At 67.2% G+C, this 18065-nt stretch carries 13 protein-coding genes; 4 read left to right on the top strand and 9 right to left on the bottom strand.

The annotated features are described in order from the left end of the window. Positions 1–187: 187 nt before the first annotated feature. Positions 188–2116, bottom strand: a complete 1929-nt coding sequence (locus JAO73_RS17340) for a BamA/TamA family outer membrane protein (protein ID WP_198978402.1) — start codon at positions 2114–2116, stop codon at positions 188–190. 229 nt (positions 2117–2345) lie between these two features. Between JAO73_RS17340 and JAO73_RS17345 the strand changes: the two genes are divergently transcribed. The 4 genes from JAO73_RS17345 to JAO73_RS17360 all read left to right on the top strand — a co-directional run bounded on the left by JAO73_RS17345 (position 2346) and on the right by JAO73_RS17360 (position 5814). Further along, positions 2346–3614, top strand: a complete 1269-nt coding sequence (locus tag JAO73_RS17345) for a putative DNA modification/repair radical SAM protein (protein ID WP_198978403.1) — start codon at positions 2346–2348, stop codon at positions 3612–3614. 95 nt (positions 3615–3709) lie between these two features. Next, the gene (locus JAO73_RS17350) at positions 3710–3892 is read left to right on the top strand and encodes a hypothetical protein (protein ID WP_198978404.1); all 183 of its coding nucleotides are present in this window, start codon (positions 3710–3712) and stop codon (positions 3890–3892) included. A 116-nt stretch (positions 3893–4008) separates the two neighbouring features. Next, positions 4009–4866, top strand: a complete 858-nt coding sequence (locus JAO73_RS17355; protein WP_198978405.1) for an alpha/beta fold hydrolase — start codon at positions 4009–4011, stop codon at positions 4864–4866. A gap of 3 nt (positions 4867–4869) precedes the next feature. Further along, a complete protein-coding gene (locus JAO73_RS17360; protein ID WP_198978406.1) occupies positions 4870–5814 on the top strand; it encodes a TIGR03915 family putative DNA repair protein in 945 nt (314 codons plus the stop codon). A 35-nt stretch (positions 5815–5849) separates the two neighbouring features. Here the strand turns inward: JAO73_RS17360 and JAO73_RS17365 are convergent, their stop codons facing one another. The 8 genes from JAO73_RS17365 to JAO73_RS17400 form a co-directional block, all read right to left on the bottom strand. Then, entirely contained in the window at positions 5850–6050 is a 201-nt protein-coding gene (locus JAO73_RS17365; protein WP_198978407.1) for a hypothetical protein, read from the bottom strand. Positions 6051–6264: 214 nt separating this feature from the next. Further along, the gene (locus JAO73_RS17370; RefSeq protein ID WP_198978408.1) at positions 6265–7713 is read right to left on the bottom strand and encodes a hypothetical protein; all 1449 of its coding nucleotides are present in this window, start codon (positions 7711–7713) and stop codon (positions 6265–6267) included. A gap of 51 nt (positions 7714–7764) precedes the next feature. Beyond that, positions 7765–9720, bottom strand: coding sequence for an LVIVD repeat-containing protein (locus JAO73_RS17375; RefSeq protein WP_198978409.1), 1956 nt, complete (start codon positions 9718–9720; stop codon positions 7765–7767). A gap of 96 nt (positions 9721–9816) precedes the next feature. After that, a complete protein-coding gene (locus JAO73_RS17380) occupies positions 9817–12039 on the bottom strand; it encodes a phage tail-like protein (protein WP_198978410.1) in 2223 nt (740 codons plus the stop codon). A 100-nt stretch (positions 12040–12139) separates the two neighbouring features. Further along, on the bottom strand, positions 12140–12766 hold the full coding sequence (locus JAO73_RS17385) for a response regulator (protein WP_198978411.1): 627 nt from the start codon (positions 12764–12766) through the stop codon (positions 12140–12142). 96 nt (positions 12767–12862) lie between these two features. Further along, positions 12863–14863: a tetratricopeptide repeat-containing sensor histidine kinase gene (locus JAO73_RS17390; RefSeq protein ID WP_198978412.1), complete on the bottom strand. Its 2001-nt coding sequence runs from the start codon at positions 14861–14863 to the stop codon at positions 12863–12865. 130 nt (positions 14864–14993) lie between these two features. Then, positions 14994–16457 carry a T9SS type A sorting domain-containing protein gene (locus JAO73_RS17395; protein WP_198978413.1) on the bottom strand — a complete coding sequence of 488 codons (1464 nt, stop codon included), beginning with the start codon at positions 16455–16457 and terminating at the stop codon, positions 14994–14996. A gap of 33 nt (positions 16458–16490) precedes the next feature. Continuing rightward, a complete protein-coding gene (locus JAO73_RS17400) occupies positions 16491–17960 on the bottom strand; it encodes a hypothetical protein (RefSeq protein ID WP_198978414.1) in 1470 nt (489 codons plus the stop codon). Between the last annotated feature and the right edge of the window lie 105 nt (positions 17961–18065).

The raw sequence follows: 18065 nt of genomic DNA on the forward strand, positions 1-18065 counted from the left end.
CACGTTTACCGACTGCAATACCAGCGCATTGCTACCTATTCGAAGGGCGGTTGTGAGCCGCGCTACTCACAACCGCCACCTTATCCTGCTGCCCTATATTCTATCCGAGTTTTAACGAGTGCTTTATACTAGCTTATAAAAAAGCCCCGGTCCTGCATAGGCCGGGGCTTTTTGCTGGCGGCGCGGCCTACTGATACGGGGCCGTTCCGGGCGCGCCCAGGCCGAAGTCGTTGAACGTAACCGTTTCGCGGGCCGACTCGAACAGGCGCACGCCGTTGGCCGCCGTGAGGCCGCGCGGGTAGTAGCCAATCAGGATTTGGAAAGTGCGCAGGGCCGTAAACTCGTTGCGAAAGCGCATGCCCAGCCCAAAGCCCGTGTAGGGCGCCCGGCCAAAAGGCGAGCCCCCGCGCGGCTGCTCGCTCACCCAGGCGGCATCGGCAAAGGCCAGGCCGGCCAGCCGGAAGCCCAGCAGCGACAGCGGCGTAAACAACGTGGTTTCGTAGTTCACCACGAAGCGGCTGGTGGCCAGAATGGGCGTGGCCGGCGAAAAGCCCCGCAGGCCCCGGTCGTTGGTGATGCCCTGCAGAATGTCGCCGGGCCGCCGGTTGATGCCAATGGTGCCCCGGCTGCTGAGGAAGTGCCGGTACTGCCAGTCGCCCAAGTGGTAAAGGCGCGTGAAGGAGGTGAGCTCGGTGGACAGCACGCCCTGTTCCCACTGGCGGTTTTGGTCGAGGCGCTGAAAGGCGCCGATGTCGACGGCGCCGTAGAGGTAGCCGCTGCGGGTGTTGAAGCCCGCCGCGGCGATGCGGGCGGCTAGGTAGCGGCGCGGCACCACGCGGTTCACGTCGTAGCCGGCCGTGAGGCTGAGCAGGGTGCCCGCCGGCACGTCTTCGGTGCGGCCGAAGCCGAACAGGTACCGGTCCTTGTAGTAGCGGCGCACGGAGTAGCCCACCGTGCCCAGCAGTAGGGTGCCGTCGTGGTAGTCGGGGGTGGGCACGCCGGTGCCGGGGTCGGGCCGGGGCACGGCGCTGAAATCGGTGCGAATGAGGCGGCCGGCCACAGTCACGCGGCCCGGGTTTTCGTAGCCCAGGTCGTAGGAGCGCAGGCGCAGGGCGCGGCCCACCCAGGCGTCCTGCACCAGGGACTTGAGCGGGTAATACACGTAGGGCTGGCCGGGCGGGGGCGCCACCAGGGCCACGTCCTGCGAATAGCTGTCGAAGGTGATGGCGCCGGCGTAGCGGGCACTGGGCGAGTAGAAGTCGCGCTTGAGCGTGACGCCGCCCGAGCGGTAGTTGTTCTCGTTGCGGTAGCGCGCCTGCCCGTACACGAAGTTGCGAAACGGCGCGGTGTAGCTGCCCACGTACGACCATTGCTGCGGGGTTTCGCCGTTGTCGGTGCTCAGGCCGCGGCCGTACTCGTAGGCGTTTTCGAGCTGGTGGCCCTGGCCCAGAAAGTTCTGGTCGCCGAAGGTGACGATGCCGGCCGTGGCCGAGCCCACCTGCAGCCCGGCCGTGATGCTGAACACGTCGGTGGTGATGACACGGATGTCGACGCTGTCGCGGGTGCTGCTGGTTTCGTTCACCAGCACGCGGGCGTCCAGGATTTCGGGCGTCTGGCGCAGCAGGCGTTCCGACTCGGCCAGGGCCTGGGGCTCCAGGGGCTGGCCCGGCCGAAACAGCAGCACCTGCCGGATGCGCGAGCGCGAGGTTTTCAGGTGCAGGGCATTGCCCGACTTCTCCCAAAAGCTGCGCGGCACCTTGGTCGAGTCGCTGAGGCTGTAGCCGAAGGCGTCGAGGGTGGTAATCTCGACGCGGCGCACGACTTTGAAATTGTGCTGGTCGAACTGCCGGTTCAGGAGCACGGCGTCGAGGCCGGCCTGCTCTTCCTGGCGCTGGGTGAAATTGAGCAGGCCAGAGAGGGCCTTGCCCACGATGGTTTTGCGGCGCGAGTAGGCCTTGAGGCGGTTGATGATGCGCTCCTGGTCGAAGCGGCGGCGCAGGGAGTCGGGGCGGTGCGGCAGGATTTCGTCGCTGGCCTTGAGCGAATCGGGCGGCACGGCCGAGCGCGGGTCAAACGTCTGCCCCGCCGCGGGCCGGGCGGCCCCGGCCAGCACCACAACAAGGCAAAATAACCAACCGCGAAAGCTCATAATGGGGCGCAACGCTGCAAAATACGAAAAGGAGCCGGGCCCGTTGGCCGGCCGGGCCATTCTTGCTAAAAGTCCGCGCAATGGTCGAGATTTATTTTCCAGAAAAAAGAAACTATTCCCAAAAAAATTAGCTTAAGAGATGTTGCCTGTTTGGCCACTGCGTATTACTTTTAAGCCCGAAAGCCAGCCCTTCCTCATGAACGAGCGCATTCAAGAGAAACTAAGCATATTAGCCGATGCCGCGAAGTACGATGCTTCGTGCAGCAGCAGCGGCGCCAAGCGCAAAAACGAGAACAAAGGCCTGGGCAACGCCGAGGGCATGGGCATTTGCCACAGCTACACCGAAGACGGCCGCTGCGTGAGCCTGCTCAAAATCCTGCTCACCAACCACTGCATTTTCGACTGCGCCTACTGCGTGTCGCGCCGCTCCAACGACGTGAAGCGCGCCGCCTTCACGGTAGATGAAGTGGTGGACCTTACCATTAATTTCTACCGCCGCAACTACATCGAAGGGCTGTTTCTGAGTTCCGGCATTTTTTCCAGCCCCGACTACACCATGGAGCGCCTCGTGCGCATCGTGAAGAAACTGCGCACCGAGCACAAGTTCAACGGCTACATCCACGTCAAGACCATTCCGGGTGCCTCGGAGGAACTGATTCAGGAAGCCGGCCTGTATGCCGACCGCCTCAGCGTGAACATTGAGCTGCCTTCGGAGCTGGCCCTGCAAACCCTGGCGCCGGAGAAGAACTACCAGGAGATTCTAACGCCGATGAGCCAGATTCGGGATGGCATCATGCAGAATAAAGAGGAAAAGGCCCTGTTCAAGAAGGTGCCCAACTTCGCCACTGCCGGCCAGACCACGCAGCTCATCGTGGGCGCCAGCGCCGAGACGGACCTGCAAATCATCAAGCTCACCGACTCGCTCTACCAGGGCTACGGTTTGAAGCGTGTGTACTATTCCGGCTACATCCCCGTGACCGACGACGCCCGCCTGCTGCAGGTGACGCAGCCGCCCGTCATTCGGGAGCACCGCCTGTACCAGACCGACTGGCTGATGCGCTTCTACGGCTTCCAGGCCGATGAAATCCTCGACCCCGCCCACCCGCACCTCGACCTCGAAATCGACCCCAAGCTGGCCTGGGCCCTGCGCAACCGCCACGTGTTTCCGGTGGATGTGAACACGGCCGAGTTTGAGATGATACTGCGCATTCCCGGCGTGGGCGCCCGCTCGGCCAAGCGCATTGTGGCCGCCCGCCGCTTTGCCCGGCTCAACATGGAGACGCTGCGCCAGCTGGGCGTGGTGCTCAAGCGGGCTAAATACTTCCTCACCTGCGAGGGCGAGCACCAGCCCATCATCGGCGAGCTGAGCGAGCAGCAAGTGCGCCGCCAGATTCTGTTCGGCGCCGGCTCGGTGCGCTCGGCCCTCGTCACCCAACAACTCGACCTGTTCGCTCAGGCTTCTTAGCAGCTATGCCCCACGACGCTCCATTTTCCAACGGCCTCCCCTCGCTGTCGAAAAGCAGCTTGGGCGGCGTGCAACACGACATCTTTTTTTCTGTCATGAAAGTCATTCACCGCCAAAACCAGCCCATCCCCGCCACGCCCTCGTCGGATAAAGTGGCTCGCCTTTCCTGCGTGTGCCGCCTCAGCGAGCTCATGCCCCTGGTGCGCCAGATGCACGACGAGGCCCGTGCCCGCCACCAAGCCCAGCTGGGCACCGAGCAGAGCCAGCAGGCAGCGTAACGCCCGTGGCGTAAACTCAGCGAAACCGCACCTCCTTGGTCTCGTTCGAGTCGGTGCGGACTCGCTGAGCCCACGCCATGCGCAACCCCCGCCGGACTCTGGGGGTACAGCTAAGCATGCCCTATGCCGTCGAACACCACCGCGTGCCCACCAACGGCCTGCATCTGCACGTGGTGCAATGCGGTCCGGCCACGGGCCGTCTGGTGCTGCTGTTGCACGGCTTTCCAGAGTTTTGGTATGCCTGGTGCAAGCAAATTGAGGTGCTGGCCGATGCCGGCTACCGGGTGTGGGCGCCCGACCAGCGCGGCTATAACCTGAGCGACAAGCCAGACCACGTGCGCAGCTATGTGATTGACGAGTTGGCCGCCGACGCGGTAGGGCTGATGGACGCGGCAGGGTGCGAAACGGCCGTCGTAGTTGGGCACGATTGGGGCGCGGCGGTGGCGTGGCATATGGCTGCGCATTATCCTAGCCGCGTGAGCCGGGTAGCCATTCTCAACGTGCCGCACCCGCGCGTGATGGGCCGGGCGCTGTTGCGTAAGCCTGGCCAACTGCTGAAAAGCTGGTACATTTTCTTCTTTCAATTGCCGTGGCTGCCCGAGGCGCTGGTGAAGCGTAGCCGCTGGCGGTTTGCCCGCCAGGCCTTACGCGGCACCAGCCGTCGGGGCACCTTCAGCCCCGCCGATTTGGCCTTGTACGAAGCGGCCTGGACGCAGCCCGGCGCCATGCACCGCATGATAAACTGGTACCGTGCCGCCGGACGCTACGCCAGCCGTCTGAGCAAAGCGGGACGGGTTACGGTGCCCGTCCGCATTATCTGGGGCGAACGGGATGCGTTTTTGAAACGCGAGCTGGCCCAGGAAAGCCTAGCGTACTGCGATGACGCCGAGCTCACGTACCTGCCCGCCAGCCACTGGGTGCAGCACGAAATGTCCGCCGAAGTAAACGAGCTGTTGCTCCACTTTCTGAAGTAGCCCATGGCCAACATTCGCCCCCTTCGCCGGCCGCCGGCAACTCCTGCGCCAGCTGGCAAGGCCGTGCGCCGCCCCGTGCCCGCTTTCACGGGCCCGACGCGCGACTACACCTACGACGGCACGTTTGAGGGCCTGCTCACGGTGCTGTTTGCCGTGTACGACAGCAAAGCCGCGCCCAACAGCATTCAGCCCGAAGCTGCCGTGCAGGGTGGCTTGTTTGCCGCACCTGCGCCCGTCGAGACCAGCGAAACCCTGGCCGCCCGGGTGTGGGACGGCCTGCTCAACACGATGGACGCCGAAGCTCGCACGCGCCTCTACCACGTGTTTCTGAGCGAAGACGCGGACCGGGAAATGCTGGTGTTCCGGTACGTGGACCTGGCCCTGCGCTCCCCGCAGGACATTGCCGAGAACTACGCCAACGCCGACGTGCGCCGCGTGCAGCGCCTGGCCCAGCAGATGTTCCGCGAAAAGCACCGCATGGAAGCCTTCGTGCGCTTCGAAAAAACCACCGACGAGCTGTTTCACGCCACCGTCGAGCCCGACATGGACGTGCTGCCGCTCATTGCCGCGCACTTCACCACGCGCTACGCCAACCAGCGCTGGCTGATATACGACCGCCGCCGCCACTACGGCCTCTACTACGACCTCACGCGCACCGACGTGGTGCAGTTTGAAACGGCCACGGCTCCTCGCGGCACGGGCCTCTCGGCTACTGTGCTCGATGAGCGCGAGCCGCTGTTTAAGGTGCTGTGGCAGGCGTATTTCGACCACGTCAACATCCCGGAGCGCAAAAACCTGAAGCTGCACCGCCGCCACATGCCCCTGCGCTACTGGAAATACCTCAGCGAAAAGCGGCCGCGCGAAACGCGCTTCCAGCCCATCGCCAACAAGCAGCCGCCCACGGCCGGCACCCTGCGGCTGCCACCCGCTCCCCAACCAGAACAGTAAAGCCGCCCGCGGGGGCGCAGCCGCGGGCCGCGGGCTCACCCGAGGCGCTGCAGCACTTCGTCGATGGTGAGCTCGCCGGCCACAAAGCGGTCGAGGAGGGCGCGTTCGTACGCTTGCGGGGCCAGGGCAGTGTTTTCCGTAAGGCGCAGGGCAGTCATCACCAACCGTTGACGGCCTTGAGCGGTAGCCAGCACCGAAGCTGACGGTCCAGCTTGCAGTAAATCAGGCGTTTTCATGAGGGTGCGTGAGAAGTACAGGGCAAAGGTCGGACCTTTTAACGCCCGATTGTTACGTATTTAAGCGGAGGTTTGAGCAGATTGTACTTATTTCTTACGTAGGTAAACCACGTAATGGGACATGCAGAAGTCATCCTAAAATAAGTCGGGCGGGTGCCGGACAATATGCCGGCACCCGCCCAAAAATCCTGCGGACGAAACATGATTCGCAGGCTTATTCGCGCACCACTTTCAGGCCCACCTGATGGGTGCCTTGCACCAGGCGCAGCACGTAGGGACCAGTGGCGAGTTCGCCCAGCTCGGGCAGCGCCACGGAGGTGAAACCAGCCGGCAGGTCGAGCGCGCGGCGCAGCAGCGCGCGGCCCAGGGCGTCGAAAAGCTGCAGGGTGGCCGGGCCGGCGGTGGCCGTGCGCACGCTCAGGGCCGTGCCGTGGGCCCCAAACGGGTTGGGTGCCGCCGTGGCTGCCAGGCCCAGCGGGGCCGCTACTTTCAGCGAGCGCATGGGCGAGAAGGCGGCCGAGCCGTCGGCGTCGACCTGGCGCAGGCGGTAATACACCACGTCGGCGGCGTAGCGGGCCAAGTCTTTGTCGAGAAGCTGGTAGCTCTGCGGCTGGGCGGTGCTGCCGTGCCCCTTCACGGTGCCAATGCGCCGGAACACGAGGCCGTCGGTGCTGGCTTCCACGTCGAAATGGTCGTTGTTTTTCTCCGAGGCCGTGGTCCAGCGCAGCAGGCCGTCGTAGTCGCCCGCGTGCTCGGCGGTGAAGGCGGACAGCTCCACGGGCAGCGGGTTGGCGGCATTGCTCACGGTGAGGCGGCCCAGCGCGGCGGTGCTGAAGGAAAAGCTGCGCGTGCTGCCGCTCACGGTGGCGGCTTGTTGGGCGCTGGCCGGCCCCCAGAGCGCTGAACCCACATCGGCGCGCCAGGCCTGGGCGCTGGCAAAGGACGTGAGGCCGTTGTCGTCGTCGGCCAGCCACTGCAGCACCACCTCCACCGGCGCGGCGGGGGCCACGGCCGTTTCCACGGTCCAGATGCGGTCGATGCCCTTCAGGGCCGGGGTGGTAAAGTTGATGCCGCGGCTGAGGTTGTCGGTGAGCAGCCCAGCGGTGCGCGTGACGGCCACCTGGCCCAGCCCGCTGCGGTTGAGGGCGAAGCCATGGCCGAAGTCAAGCAGCCCGCTGCCCGCCGCGCGCACAATGCGCAGGTTGCCTTGCACGTAGCGGCCCGGGGCTTCGCCGCTGAGCGTGGCGCCGTTGGGCAGGGTGAGCATGGCCGCCGGCGCGGTACGCAGCAGCCCGCTTTGCAGCGTGAGGGCCGATGTCACGGTGAGGTCGGCCGGCAGGGCGAGGGTGCGCTGGCCGCTGGCGCCGGTATTGTTGAGGGTGAGGCTGGCCACGGTGGCCGCGCCGGGCGCGAAGGTTTGGTTTGTCGTACCCGCGAAGAGGAGCAGGCCGCTGGAATTCAGGGTGCCGGCGTTGGTGAGGTCGCCGGTGAGCTGCACGGTGCCGGCGTTGGCCAGGGTGCTGCCGGCGTTGTTTTTTACGCCGCCTTCCACGTAAATGGTGGCACCGGCCTGCACCGTAATGGTGGCACCGTCGTTGGTGAGGGCCTGGGCCGAACCGCTCAGTGCGGGCAGCGCAAGCAAAAGCGTATACAGTGTTTTCATGAGGTAGTACAAAGCCGGGCAGGCGTGTGAGAAAGCGGGGCGTTGAACGCGCTACTGCTCGTAGGTGATGAGAATGCGCGCCGTTTTGCCCAGCACCGAGGTCGAGGTGCTGCCGGCTCCGGCCCGCAGCACTACCCGGCCGTTGTTAAGGTAAGCATAATACAGTTCACCGGCGTTGTCCGTGAAGCTAGGCGGCGAATGATTGCCGTTGCCGCAATCCACCAGCACTTGCAGGCCCAGGATTTTGCTCACGGTCAGGCCGTGGTCGAGAACAATTTGGGTGCCGGCCGTGGTGGGCATGGTGGCCGTCAGTTTCAGAAACGCCACGCTCGGCACCGTGCCCGCGGCGGGGGCGTCGCTGGCGCCAGCCACGCGCAGGTAGCCGTTCACGTCGAGCTTGGCGTTGGGCGTGCCGGTACCGAGGCCGGCGTTGCCGGCGTTGTCGATGCTCAGGCCCTGGCTGCCGCCGTTGCCCACCAGTTGGTTGGTGCCCAGGTTGAGGTTGCTGCCCAGGTTCACGGCCGAGGTGCCGCGCAGCAGGCGGGACCCCAACGACAGGTCGGCGGTCAGGGTGACGGGGCCGGAGCTGCTGGTGAGCGCGAAGCCGTTGAGGTTGAGGGGGCGGGTGGCCGTGTGGCTGCCCAGGTTGTCGCCGGGCAGGGTAATGATGTCGTCGGCCACGGCCAGGCTGCCGTCGGCCAGCAAGCCCAACGCGCGCAGGGAGTTGATGCGAAAGGGTTGCAGCGTGTTGGCAGCGTAGTTCACCACGTACGCCGTGGTGCCGCTCACGGCCACGGCCCGGGGCTCCTGGCCGGTGGCCGTGCCGCCGGTGGTGCCACCCGCCGTGGTCGGGTTGAGCAGAAATGGCACGGCCGGGTTGCTCACGTCGAAGGCCTGCAGCGTGGAAGAAAACGAATTCACCACGTAAGCGCGCGACCCGTTGAGGGCGATGCCGGCCGGGCGGTTGCCGGTGGCGGTGCCGCCGGTGGTGCCGCCGGCCGTGGCGGGGTTGAGCAGGCGCGGAGCCGCCGGGTTGCTCACGTCGAAGGCCTGGAGGGTTCGGCCGCCATCGTTCACCACATACACCGTGCTGCCGCTCACGGCCACACCTCTGGGGGTGTTGCCGGTGGCCGTGCCGCCGGTGGTGCCGCCGGCCGTGGCGGGGTTGAGCAGGCGCGGGGCCGCCGGGTTGCTCACGTCAAATAGTTGCAGGGTGTTGCTGCCGTTGTTCACTACATACACCGTGCTGCCGCTCACGGCCAGGGCGGCGGGCCGGCTGTCGGTGCGGGTGCCCATCGGCGAGGCATTGTTGACCAGCGTGGGGCTGGCCGGGTTGCTCACGTCAAATAGTTGCAGGGTGTTGCTGCCGTTGTTTACTACGTAGACGAGGGTGCCGCTCACGGCCACGGCGCTGGGGGAACTGCCCGTGCGGGTGCCCGCATCGCGCGCGGCCCCGTTCAGGAGCGTGGGCTGCGCGGGGTTGCCCACGTTGAATACCTGCAGGATGTCGTCGTCGGCGTCTACCACGTAGGCGGTGGTGCCGCGCACGGCCACCCCGCTGGGGCCTGCGCCGATGAGCGTACCGGCAGTGCCCCCATTTAGGCCGCCGCCGCCCGCGCCCGGACTGGTACCGTTCAGCAACACCGGATTGGCCGGGTTGCTCACGTCGAAGGTTTGCAGCGTGTTGTTGCCGTTGTTCACCACGTAGGCGGTGGCGCCGTTCACGGCCACCGCCACGGGCCCCTGGCCGGTGGCGGCACTGCCGAGCTGGTTGGGGGCGGTGCCGGTGGGGCTGGAGTCGGCGTTGTCGAGCAGGCCCAGGGTGCCGTCGGGCAGCACCTGGGGCAGGCGCGCGCCCTCGCCGCTCAGGCCGCGCACGCGCAGGTTGCCGTTTACGTCGAGCTTTTGGGTGGGGGCAGTGGTGCCGACGCCCACGTTTTGGGCCAGGGCCGCTGTCGGGATGGCCAGGGCAAGCGCCGCACCGAGTAGAAAGGAGAGGTTTTTCATTAACTAATGCAGGAAAGGGGCTTCGGCACGGGGGCCAGGGCAAAGACAAATTTCTTGAGCCGGCGCGCGGGGCGCAAGCCCATCTTGATGGGGGGGCTAGCGGCCGGCTTCGGCGCAGGCCCCGGCGGCTTCCAGGGCGCGCAGGCGCTGCTCGAAGCCGGCGGTGCTGGCTTCGGCGCGGTCGGCGCGCTGGCGCTGGGCGGCGGCATCGGCCTTGAGGGCTTCAATCTGCTTCTGCTGGTCCTGAATGGCCTGGATGAGCAGGGGCGTGAGGCGGCCGTAGTCCACGGCCCAGGCGTCGCGCACCACGGGGCCGGCGTCGCCCTGCTTCACGGCGTCGGGGTAAACCTGAAACAGGTCCTGGGCCAGCAGGCCGGTGGTGCGGGCCGTAGCCGGCTGGCCGATGAAGTTGTAGTCCTTCACCTGCAGCTTCAGCAGGTCTGCCAGCCCGAAGTGGGTGGGCGTGATGTGCTCCTTCATGCGCCGGTCCGACGTGGTGGCGTACACCACCGCGTTGCCGCTCAGGTTGGCGTAGATGCTGCCGAGGAAGTTGCTGCTGCCGGCCTTGAAAAACTCCACGAACTCCGAGCACGTGTTGCAGGCGGCGTTGGTGGCTGGCACCGTGAGCGTGAGCACGCCGTTGGGGTCAGAGGCCGTGCTGGCAAAGGCGGCCGTGGTGTTGGCCGGGCTGGTCACGTCGAGGCGCACGGCGGGGGCCACCGTGCCGATGCCCACGCGCTTGTTGTTTTCGTCCCAGGTCATGAGCGGGTCGGCGGTGCCGTTGTTCACGGCTTCGAGCACGAGGCGGTCGGCAGAGCTGCCGCCTTCGCTGGCGCCGGTGTTGTGGCGCAGGTTCCAGCCGTACACCAGGTTGCTTTCGCGGAACTGCAGGGTGCCGCCGGCCAGCTGGCCGTTGCCGCTGGAGTGCAGCAGCACCGTGGGCGCGTCTTGCCCGGCCAGTTCCAGCTGCTGGGCCGGCGCCGCGGTGCCAATGCCCACGCGCACGGCGTTGCTGCCGGTGCCGCCCAGCACCAGCGAATTGCTCTGGCTCACAGATGCTTGGTAGCCCAGCGCGGTCGTATTGGTGAGGTCGCTCGAAGACGGGCCGGCGGCGTGGCCCAGGGCGGTGTTGTAGGTGCCCGTTTCGTTGTAGTAGCCGGCCGAGTAGCCCACAAACAGGTTGTTGCTGCCCGTCGAGGTGGCGTAGCCGCTCGTGAAGCCCATGAACTGGTTGGAGCTGCCTTCCGAGTTGTTGTAGCCCGCTTGGTAGCCCACGAACAAATTGTTGTTGCCGGTCTGGTTGTAGAAGCCGCTTTCGTAGCCGCTGAACTGGTTGTAATTGCCCGATATATTGAAGTAGCCGCTGTAGTGGCCGGTGAATTGGTTGTAGTTGCCTTCGAAGCTGCCCCGGCCGCTGGAGTGGCCTATGTACAGGTTGTTGCTGCCCGTCGAATTAGAAGAGCCGCTCTGGTAGCCGCTGAATAAGTTGTTTTCGCCCGTGGTGTTGGACAAGCCACTGTTGTAGCCCGTGAACTGGTTTTGGCTGCCCGTCGTGTTGGAGGAGCCGCTCTGAATGCCACTAAACAGGTTGCTGCTGCCGGTGGTGTTGTTCCGGCCGCTTAGGTAGCCCGTGAATTGGTTGTTGTTGCCCGTTGTGTTGGCGTAGCCGCTCTGGTAGCCGCTGAAAAAATTGTTGCGGCCCTGGGTGTTGCTGAAGCCGCTCTGGTACCCGTTGAACAGGTTGTTGCTGCCGCTCACGTTGTTGAACCCGCTTTGGTAGCCGCTAAACTGGTTGAAGCTGCCGAAGGTATTGGCGTAGCCGCTTTGGTAGCCAAAAAACAAATTGTTTCGGCCAAAGCTGTTCCAGCGCCCGGCTTGGTAGCCCACGTACAGGTTGTTGCCGGTCGTGTTCTGTCCCAGGTTGAGGCCGCCGTCGCCGCGTATGCCCACCCCCGTGGCCGTGCCGATGTCGGCCCCGTTGCCCACCAGGGCGTAGGCCTGCAGGTTGAGGTTTTGGGTGGCGGCGTGGCTGCCGAGGTTGTCGCCGCCGAGGCGCACCCAGGCCGTGCCGTCGTAGGCGTAGAGGCCGGGCGCGTTGTCGGTTTGGTACAGCACCAGGCCGGCCGCCGGCGCCGCCACGGCGTTGCGCTGGGCCAGCGTGAGGCGGGGCAGCAGCAGCCCCTGCGTGGTGCTGCGCACTTCCAGCGCCGCCGAGGCATCGGGGGCCCCGGCCGCGCCAACGGTGACGCCACCGGTTTGGGCCAGCGCGGCGCCCGAAACCACGAGCAGCGCCGCCGTCAGAAGGGTGCGAAAAGGCATAGACAGAACAAGCGAATGGCCCTGGCACCGCGCCAAGGGCGTTCGCAAAGTTCCCGGCCGCCATCCTGCCGCACAAGTACATCTTGATGGGGGGCGGGCGCTACCAGCGCCGGTTGCGCGCCAGCAGCTCGCCCTTGGAGTTGATGTGCAGCTTGCCGTAGATGCTCTTGATGTGGCCGCGCACCGTGTCGAGCCCGATGCCCAGGCGGGCGGCAATCAGCTTGTAGCTCAGGCCTTCTTCAATGGCCTGCACCACCTGCTGCTCGCGCGGGGTGAGGGGCTGCGCCGGCGCGGCGGCCGGTTGGAAAAACCGGACCACCTGCCGGGCCACCGCCGGGCTCATGCTGCTGCCCCCCTCCGCCACCGAAAGAAGCCCGGCCTTGAGGTCGGCCAGCGGCGTGTTCTTCAAAAAATAGCCCACCGCGCCCGCGCACAGCCCCTGAAATATCCACTCCGGGTTGCCGGGTGGGGTGGTGAGGAGCACCACGTCGGTGCCCGGCAGCTGCGCCCGAATGAGCCCCACGCCCTCAATGCCCGACTTGCCGGGCAGGCCGATGTCGGACAGCACCAGCCGGGGCGGGGCCGCCAGCGTTTTGGCCTGCGCCAGAAATTCTTCCACCGAGCCCACGGCCAGCACGCAGTCGAATTCGGGTTGGGCGCAGAGGTAGGTATGCAGGGCCTGCCGCACGGCGGGCACGTCTTCAATCAGGGCAAGCGAAACGGGCATGGGGCAAAAGTACCGGCCGGCCGAAAACGCCGCCAGTACATCTTGATGGGGGAGGGCAGGGGGTTGCGCGCTGCATGGCGTGCTGGGGGCTAGCAACTAGCTCACCGGTACTTCCACCAGCACGCCAAAGCCCGGCTGGCCCGGCACCGCGCCGAAGCCCGTGCGGCAGGTGCCGCCCAGGGCCTCGGCGCGGGCCTGCATGTTGCGCAAGCCGTGGCCCGAAGCGCGCCCGGAGCCGGTGGCGGAAGGCGGGCCGTCGTCGGCAATGGCCAGGGTGAGGCGCTGGCCCGCGGTGCGCAGCGCCACCTGAATGTGCGCAGCCGGCGGGGCGTGCTTTTGAATGTTGGCGAGGGCTTCCTTGAAAATGAGGTAGAGGGCGCGGCGGGTTTCCACGGGCAGCACCGTGGTTTCGCTGGCGGCATCGGGGGCGAAGGTGATGGTGGCGTCGCCGTATTGCAGCACCTCGTAGGCGTGGTCGCGCAGGCGGTCCAGCAGGCTGCCCACGGCGTCGTTGCGGGCGTCGAAGCTCCACACCACGTCCTGCAGCTGGGTGGCGGCCCGCCGGCTGGTGGCGGCCACTTCGCGCAGCTGGGCCTGCTGCTGGGCCGGGGCGTGCACGCCGGCTTCGAGCAAATCGGTTTGCATGGAAATCTGGGTGAGCAGGGCGCCCACTTCGTCGTGCAAATCGGCGGAGAGGCGCGTGCGCAGGGCCAGCTCGCGGCGCAGCTGCCGGCGGCGGTATTCCTGCAGGGCCACCGCCCCCACGGCCAGCAGCAACACCGCCGCCAGCCCGGCGCCCAGCAGCTGGCGCTGGCTGCGCAGCTCGGTCACCTGCTGGCGCTGAGTGAGTTCGCGCACGCGGGCCTCGGCGCGGTCGGTTTCGTAGCGGGCGCGCTGCTCCTCGGTAATGCGGGTGTCGGCCAGGGCGCGCAGGGAGTCGCGCAGGGCCTGGGCGCGGGTTTGCCAAGCGTAGGCGGCGGCGAAGTCGCGGCGGTGCGCGGCCACCTGGCGCAGCACGTCCAGCGCGTCCAGTACCTGGTTCGATTCCAGGGCCTGCCGGGGCAGGGCCAGCACCTGGCGGGCGTAGCTTTCGGCCTGCGGCCACTGGCCCTGGCGCAGGTAAAAGCCGGCCAGGCTTTTCAGGGCCACGCTCAGCTCGGCGGGCCGGCCGATGCGCCGGCGCTGAGCCAGCACTTTGGCAAAGTAGTAACGGGCCGAATCGGGCCGGTTCAGGTGTTCGTAGGCTTTGGCCAGCGTGTTCCAGGTGATGGGCGCGGCGCCAGTGAGGTGGGCGCGCTGCTGCAGGTGCAGGGCCAGCCGCAGGCAGGGGAGCGCGGCGCGGGCGCTGTCGCGGCTCAGCAGCACGGTGCCCAGGTTGAGCCACGACGTGGCCAGGGCCACGGTGTCGCGCAAGGCGGTTTCCAGGGCCTTGCCCTGCCGGGTGTAGGCGGCGGCTTCGGCCCAGCGCTTTTGCTGCGCGTAAATCAGCGCCAAATTGCCCAGGGCGGCGGCTTCCGAGCCCCGGTTGCCGCGGCGGTGGTGCAGGCGCACGGCCCGAAACAGATTGACGGCGGCCGAGTCGAGCCGGTTTTGCCGCGCAAACAAGATGCCCCGCGAGTTCAGAATTTCAGCCCGCAAATCGGCGTTGGTGCCCGCCAACTGGTAAGCTTCGCGGTACAATTGAAACGCCTGAGCCGGCTGGTTCAAGTCGCCGTGCGCCATCCCCAAATGGTAGCGGTAGTTGGCCAAGACGGCGCTTGGTGCGGTGCGTAGCAGCGGGCCGGCCTGTTGCAGCAGGCCCAGGGCGCGGGACACGTCGCCGGCTTCGCGGTAGTAGTTGCCGCGCAGGTCCAGGGCGCGGCCGGCCAGCACCGGCTGCTGCGCCCGGCGGGCCACGCGTTCGGCTTCCTCCGCGTACTGCACCACGCCGGCCGAATCAAACGGTTCCCAGTAAGCATCGGCGATGCGCAGCAGGACGGCGGCCCGGGCCGCCCCGGCAGCCGGCGCGGCCTTCAGAGCCGCGCGCAGGCTGTCGGGAACGGGCGGCAAGGAAGCGACTTGCGCCCGTGCCGCCAATGGCAGCAGCGCCTGCAGCATCAGCCCCGAAAAAACAAGTTGGAAGCGAGGCCAATGGCGTAAACGAAACGGCATGCAGGAGCGGTGGTGCTAGGAGGGCGACGATTTTTTCGAAAAATAATCGTCGCCCTCCTTCTTTCCGCCTGCGGGCCTATTCCCGCACGAGCTTCAGCTGCGCGTGTTGGGCGCCCTGGTTGAGGCGCAGCACGTACACGCCGGTGGCCAGCGGTCCAAGCTCGGCCAGCGGCAACTCCGTGCTGCCCGCCGGCAGGTTGAGGGTGCGGCTGAGCACGAGGCGGCCCAGGGCATCGTGCACGATGAGCGCGGCCGGGCCCGCCGAGGCCGTGCGCAGGGTGAGGGTGGTGCCCGCCGGGCCGAAGGGCTGCGGCCAGGCTTCGGCGGACAGGCCCAGCGGTGCGGCCACGCGCACCTGGCGCACGGGCGAGTAGCTGGCCGTGCCATCCTTGTCCACTTGGCGCAGGCGGTAATACACGGGGTCGGCGGCGTAGCGGGCAATGGCCTTGTCGGTGAATTGATAGTCAACGGGCTGCGTGGTGCTGCCGTGCCCGGCCACGGTGCCGATGCGGCGGAAAGCGCGGCCGTCGGCGCTGGCTTCCACCTCAAAATGGTCGTTGTTTTTCTCCGAGGCCGTGGTCCAGCGCAGCAGCGCATCGTCGCCCAGCGGCTCGGCCGTGAAGCGCGCCAACTCCACGGGCAGCGGGGCCGAGACGTTGCTGACGGTGAAGGCGCCAAACTCCGTAACGTCGGCCGCAAAGCTGCGGGTGGCGGCGCTGCCGGGCGCGCCCACTTTGCTCCAGGGCCCGGCCGCCGAAGCTGCCCGCCAGAGCTGGGCACTGGTGCCGGGCACGAAGCCGTTGTCGTCGTCGGGCAGCCAGCTAAGCGAGGCCATGACGGCCGCCGTTGGCGTGCCGGTGGCGGCCACGGTCCACACCCGGTCAATGCCGTTGTTGGTGCCGGCCAGGTTCTGGCCGAAGCTCAGCCCGGCCGTTTGCAGGCCGGCGGTGCGCGTGACGGTGACGGTGCCCAGGCTCTGGCCGTTGGGGTTGAGGGTGACGCCGTTGGAAAAGGCCACGGGCGCGGTGCCGCTCACGGCGGCGCGCACGGCCCGCAGGTTGCCCTGCACGTAGCGGCCAGCTTGCTCGCCCAGGAGGGTGGCGCCATGGGGTAGGGTGAGGGCGGCGGTGGGAGCCGTGCGCAGCAGGCCGGCGCTAAGGGTGAGTTGGCTGGTGACGCTCAGGTCGGCGGGCAGGAGGAGGCGGTTGGTGCCGGTGCTGCCGGTGTTGGCCACTTCCAGATTGGCCAGCGCGGTGCCGGCCGGCGCGGTCAGGGTCTGGTCCTGGGTGCCGCTGAAGCGGAGCAGGCCCGCGCCGCTCAGGCTGGCTGCTGGGGCGGCGTTGGTGAAGTCGCCGGTGAGCTGCACGGTGCCGTCGTTGGCGAGGGCACCGGCTTGGTTCAACAAGCTGCCGCTCACGTATAGCGTTGCGCCAGGTTGCACCGTGAGGGTGGCCCCGTTGTTGGTGAGGGTTTGGGCAACGCCGGACGCTGACGCCAGCAGCAGGGCCGCGAGCGGCAGGAGAGCGTATGAGTTTTTCATGTTCATCCAATGCGAGGGTGGAAGACGACGGGATTACTGCAGGCGCCAGCCCCCCGCCAGATAAATAAAATTCCGCAGGCCATTCGCCCCCAGCGTGACGGTACCGTTGGCGTAAGCCACCGACAGGTTTTGCGGGTCGAAATTGCCCACCGTCAGTACCTGGCCCTCGGTGCCAGTGCCCAGCGTTACGGTGCCGTTGTTGGCATTCGAGCCGTTGGTGGTGTAGTAGTGCACCATGGCCGTGGGGGCGAGGGTGGCGCCGGCGGTGGGCGCGGCGGCACTGGCGGTGCTGTGCGTGGCCAGGCCGCTGGTCACTTTCAGGGCCAGGTTGCCGGCGCCGGCTTCCACGTCGAGGCGAGCGTCGGGCGAGATGGTGCCGATGCCCAGGTTGCCGTCTTTGTCGAGGCGCACCCGTTCGGTGTTGCTGGTCGAGAAACGCAGGTCGGCCAGGTTGGTGCTGCCGTCGCCCTGGTAATAGCTCTTGATGTCGGCGCTGGGGGCGTAGCCCACCGCCCCGTTGCGGCCGGCCACAAACGCCAACCGGCCAATGTAGTCGCCGGTGGCCAAGGCCACCGGCGCGGCCAAGGTGCCGTTGGCCCGGCGCATGTAAATGGTTTGGTCGCCGCCGCCGTATTCGTCAAAGAGGTAGTCGTCGACGGCGCCGCCCCCGCCGGCGTCGCTCACCAGGTGCAAGTGCCCCTGGGGCGCGCCGGTGCCCAGGCCCACGTTGCCGTTGCCGCGCACCGTTAGCAAGGAGGTCCCCGGCGTGCCGGCGTTGGCGTGCCGGCTCACGTCGAGCGCGAGGGCGCTGGAACTGGCAATCTTCACGCCCAGGCCGTTGGCGGCGGCGGAGGTGGGCGAGGCGTTGAAGAAGCCCCCCACGAAGCCGTTTTGATTGGCCAGCCAGGTCAGCGTGCCCGGGTTGCCGCCGTTGCCGTCGGAGCCGACGATGTTCTGGTCGGTGTTGGCCAGCTGGGAGAAGGGCGCGGGGGTGCCCAGCCCAATGAAGCCGTTGGCCTTCACCGTCAGGTCGGCCGTCGTCGCGTCGTTGTCGCCGTTTATCTGGACCGAGGAATAACCGCGCAGTTCCAGGGCCCCGGCCCGCGGGCCCGTTTCGGTGCTGCCAATGTAGTCGACGAAAGCCCGGCCGGCGCCGGTTTTCACCAGGTTCAGGTGGGGGCCGGTCTGGCTGCTTTCCAGCGTGGCCATGTTGTAGGTGATGGTGCTGCGCAGGTGCAGCGGCGTGGCGGGCGCGCTGATGCCAATGCCCGTCCAGCCCTGAAAATTGACGCTCAGCCCGGTGGTACCGCCGTTGCCCACCAGCTGGTAGGCGCTTAGGTCGAGGTTGCGGGTGGCGGTGTGGTTGCCCAAGTTGTCGGCAGCCGGCAGGTTGAGGAAGTTGCTGGCGTCGAGCACCGGGGCGGGCACGCCGCCGGGCGCCAGGCCGCCGGGGTAGAGGCGCACGTAGCCGTGGCCGGCCCGCTGGCCGGGCGTGTGCACCACCGCGCTGGTGCCCGCGCCCGCAAACGACGACCCGCCGCCCCCGCCGGCCCCGCCCGCGCCCCCGCTGCCGCCACCACTGCCGCCGCCCGTCCCCTATACACATCT

The organism is Hymenobacter miniatus (genome assembly GCF_016427455.1).
GTDB classification, from domain to species: domain Bacteria; phylum Bacteroidota; class Bacteroidia; order Cytophagales; family Hymenobacteraceae; genus Hymenobacter; species Hymenobacter armeniacus.

Bases quoted from the DNA above. Each gene is read 5' to 3' on its own strand.
- JAO73_RS17385 (WP_198978411.1), bottom strand. From the start codon at position 12,766: ATGCCCGTTTCGCTTGCCCTGATTGAAGACGTGCCCGCCGTGCGGCAG.
- JAO73_RS17345 (WP_198978403.1), top strand. From the start codon at position 2,346: ATGAACGAGCGCATTCAAGAGAAACTAAGCATATTAGCCGATGCCGCG.
- JAO73_RS17370 (WP_198978408.1), bottom strand. From the start codon at position 7,713: ATGAAAACACTGTATACGCTTTTGCTTGCGCTGCCCGCACTGAGCGGT.
- JAO73_RS17355 (WP_198978405.1), top strand. From the start codon at position 4,009: ATGCCCTATGCCGTCGAACACCACCGCGTGCCCACCAACGGCCTGCAT.
- JAO73_RS17395 (WP_198978413.1), bottom strand. From the start codon at position 16,457: ATGAAAAACTCATACGCTCTCCTGCCGCTCGCGGCCCTGCTGCTGGCG.
- JAO73_RS17390 (WP_198978412.1), bottom strand. From the start codon at position 14,863: ATGCTGCAGGCGCTGCTGCCATTGGCGGCACGGGCGCAAGTCGCTTCC.
- JAO73_RS17365 (WP_198978407.1), bottom strand. From the start codon at position 6,050: ATGAAAACGCCTGATTTACTGCAAGCTGGACCGTCAGCTTCGGTGCTG.
- JAO73_RS17350 (WP_198978404.1), top strand. From the start codon at position 3,710: ATGAAAGTCATTCACCGCCAAAACCAGCCCATCCCCGCCACGCCCTCG.
- JAO73_RS17375 (WP_198978409.1), bottom strand. From the start codon at position 9,720: ATGAAAAACCTCTCCTTTCTACTCGGTGCGGCGCTTGCCCTGGCCATC.
- JAO73_RS17380 (WP_198978410.1), bottom strand. From the start codon at position 12,039: ATGCCTTTTCGCACCCTTCTGACGGCGGCGCTGCTCGTGGTTTCGGGC.
- JAO73_RS17360 (WP_198978406.1), top strand. From the start codon at position 4,870: ATGGCCAACATTCGCCCCCTTCGCCGGCCGCCGGCAACTCCTGCGCCA.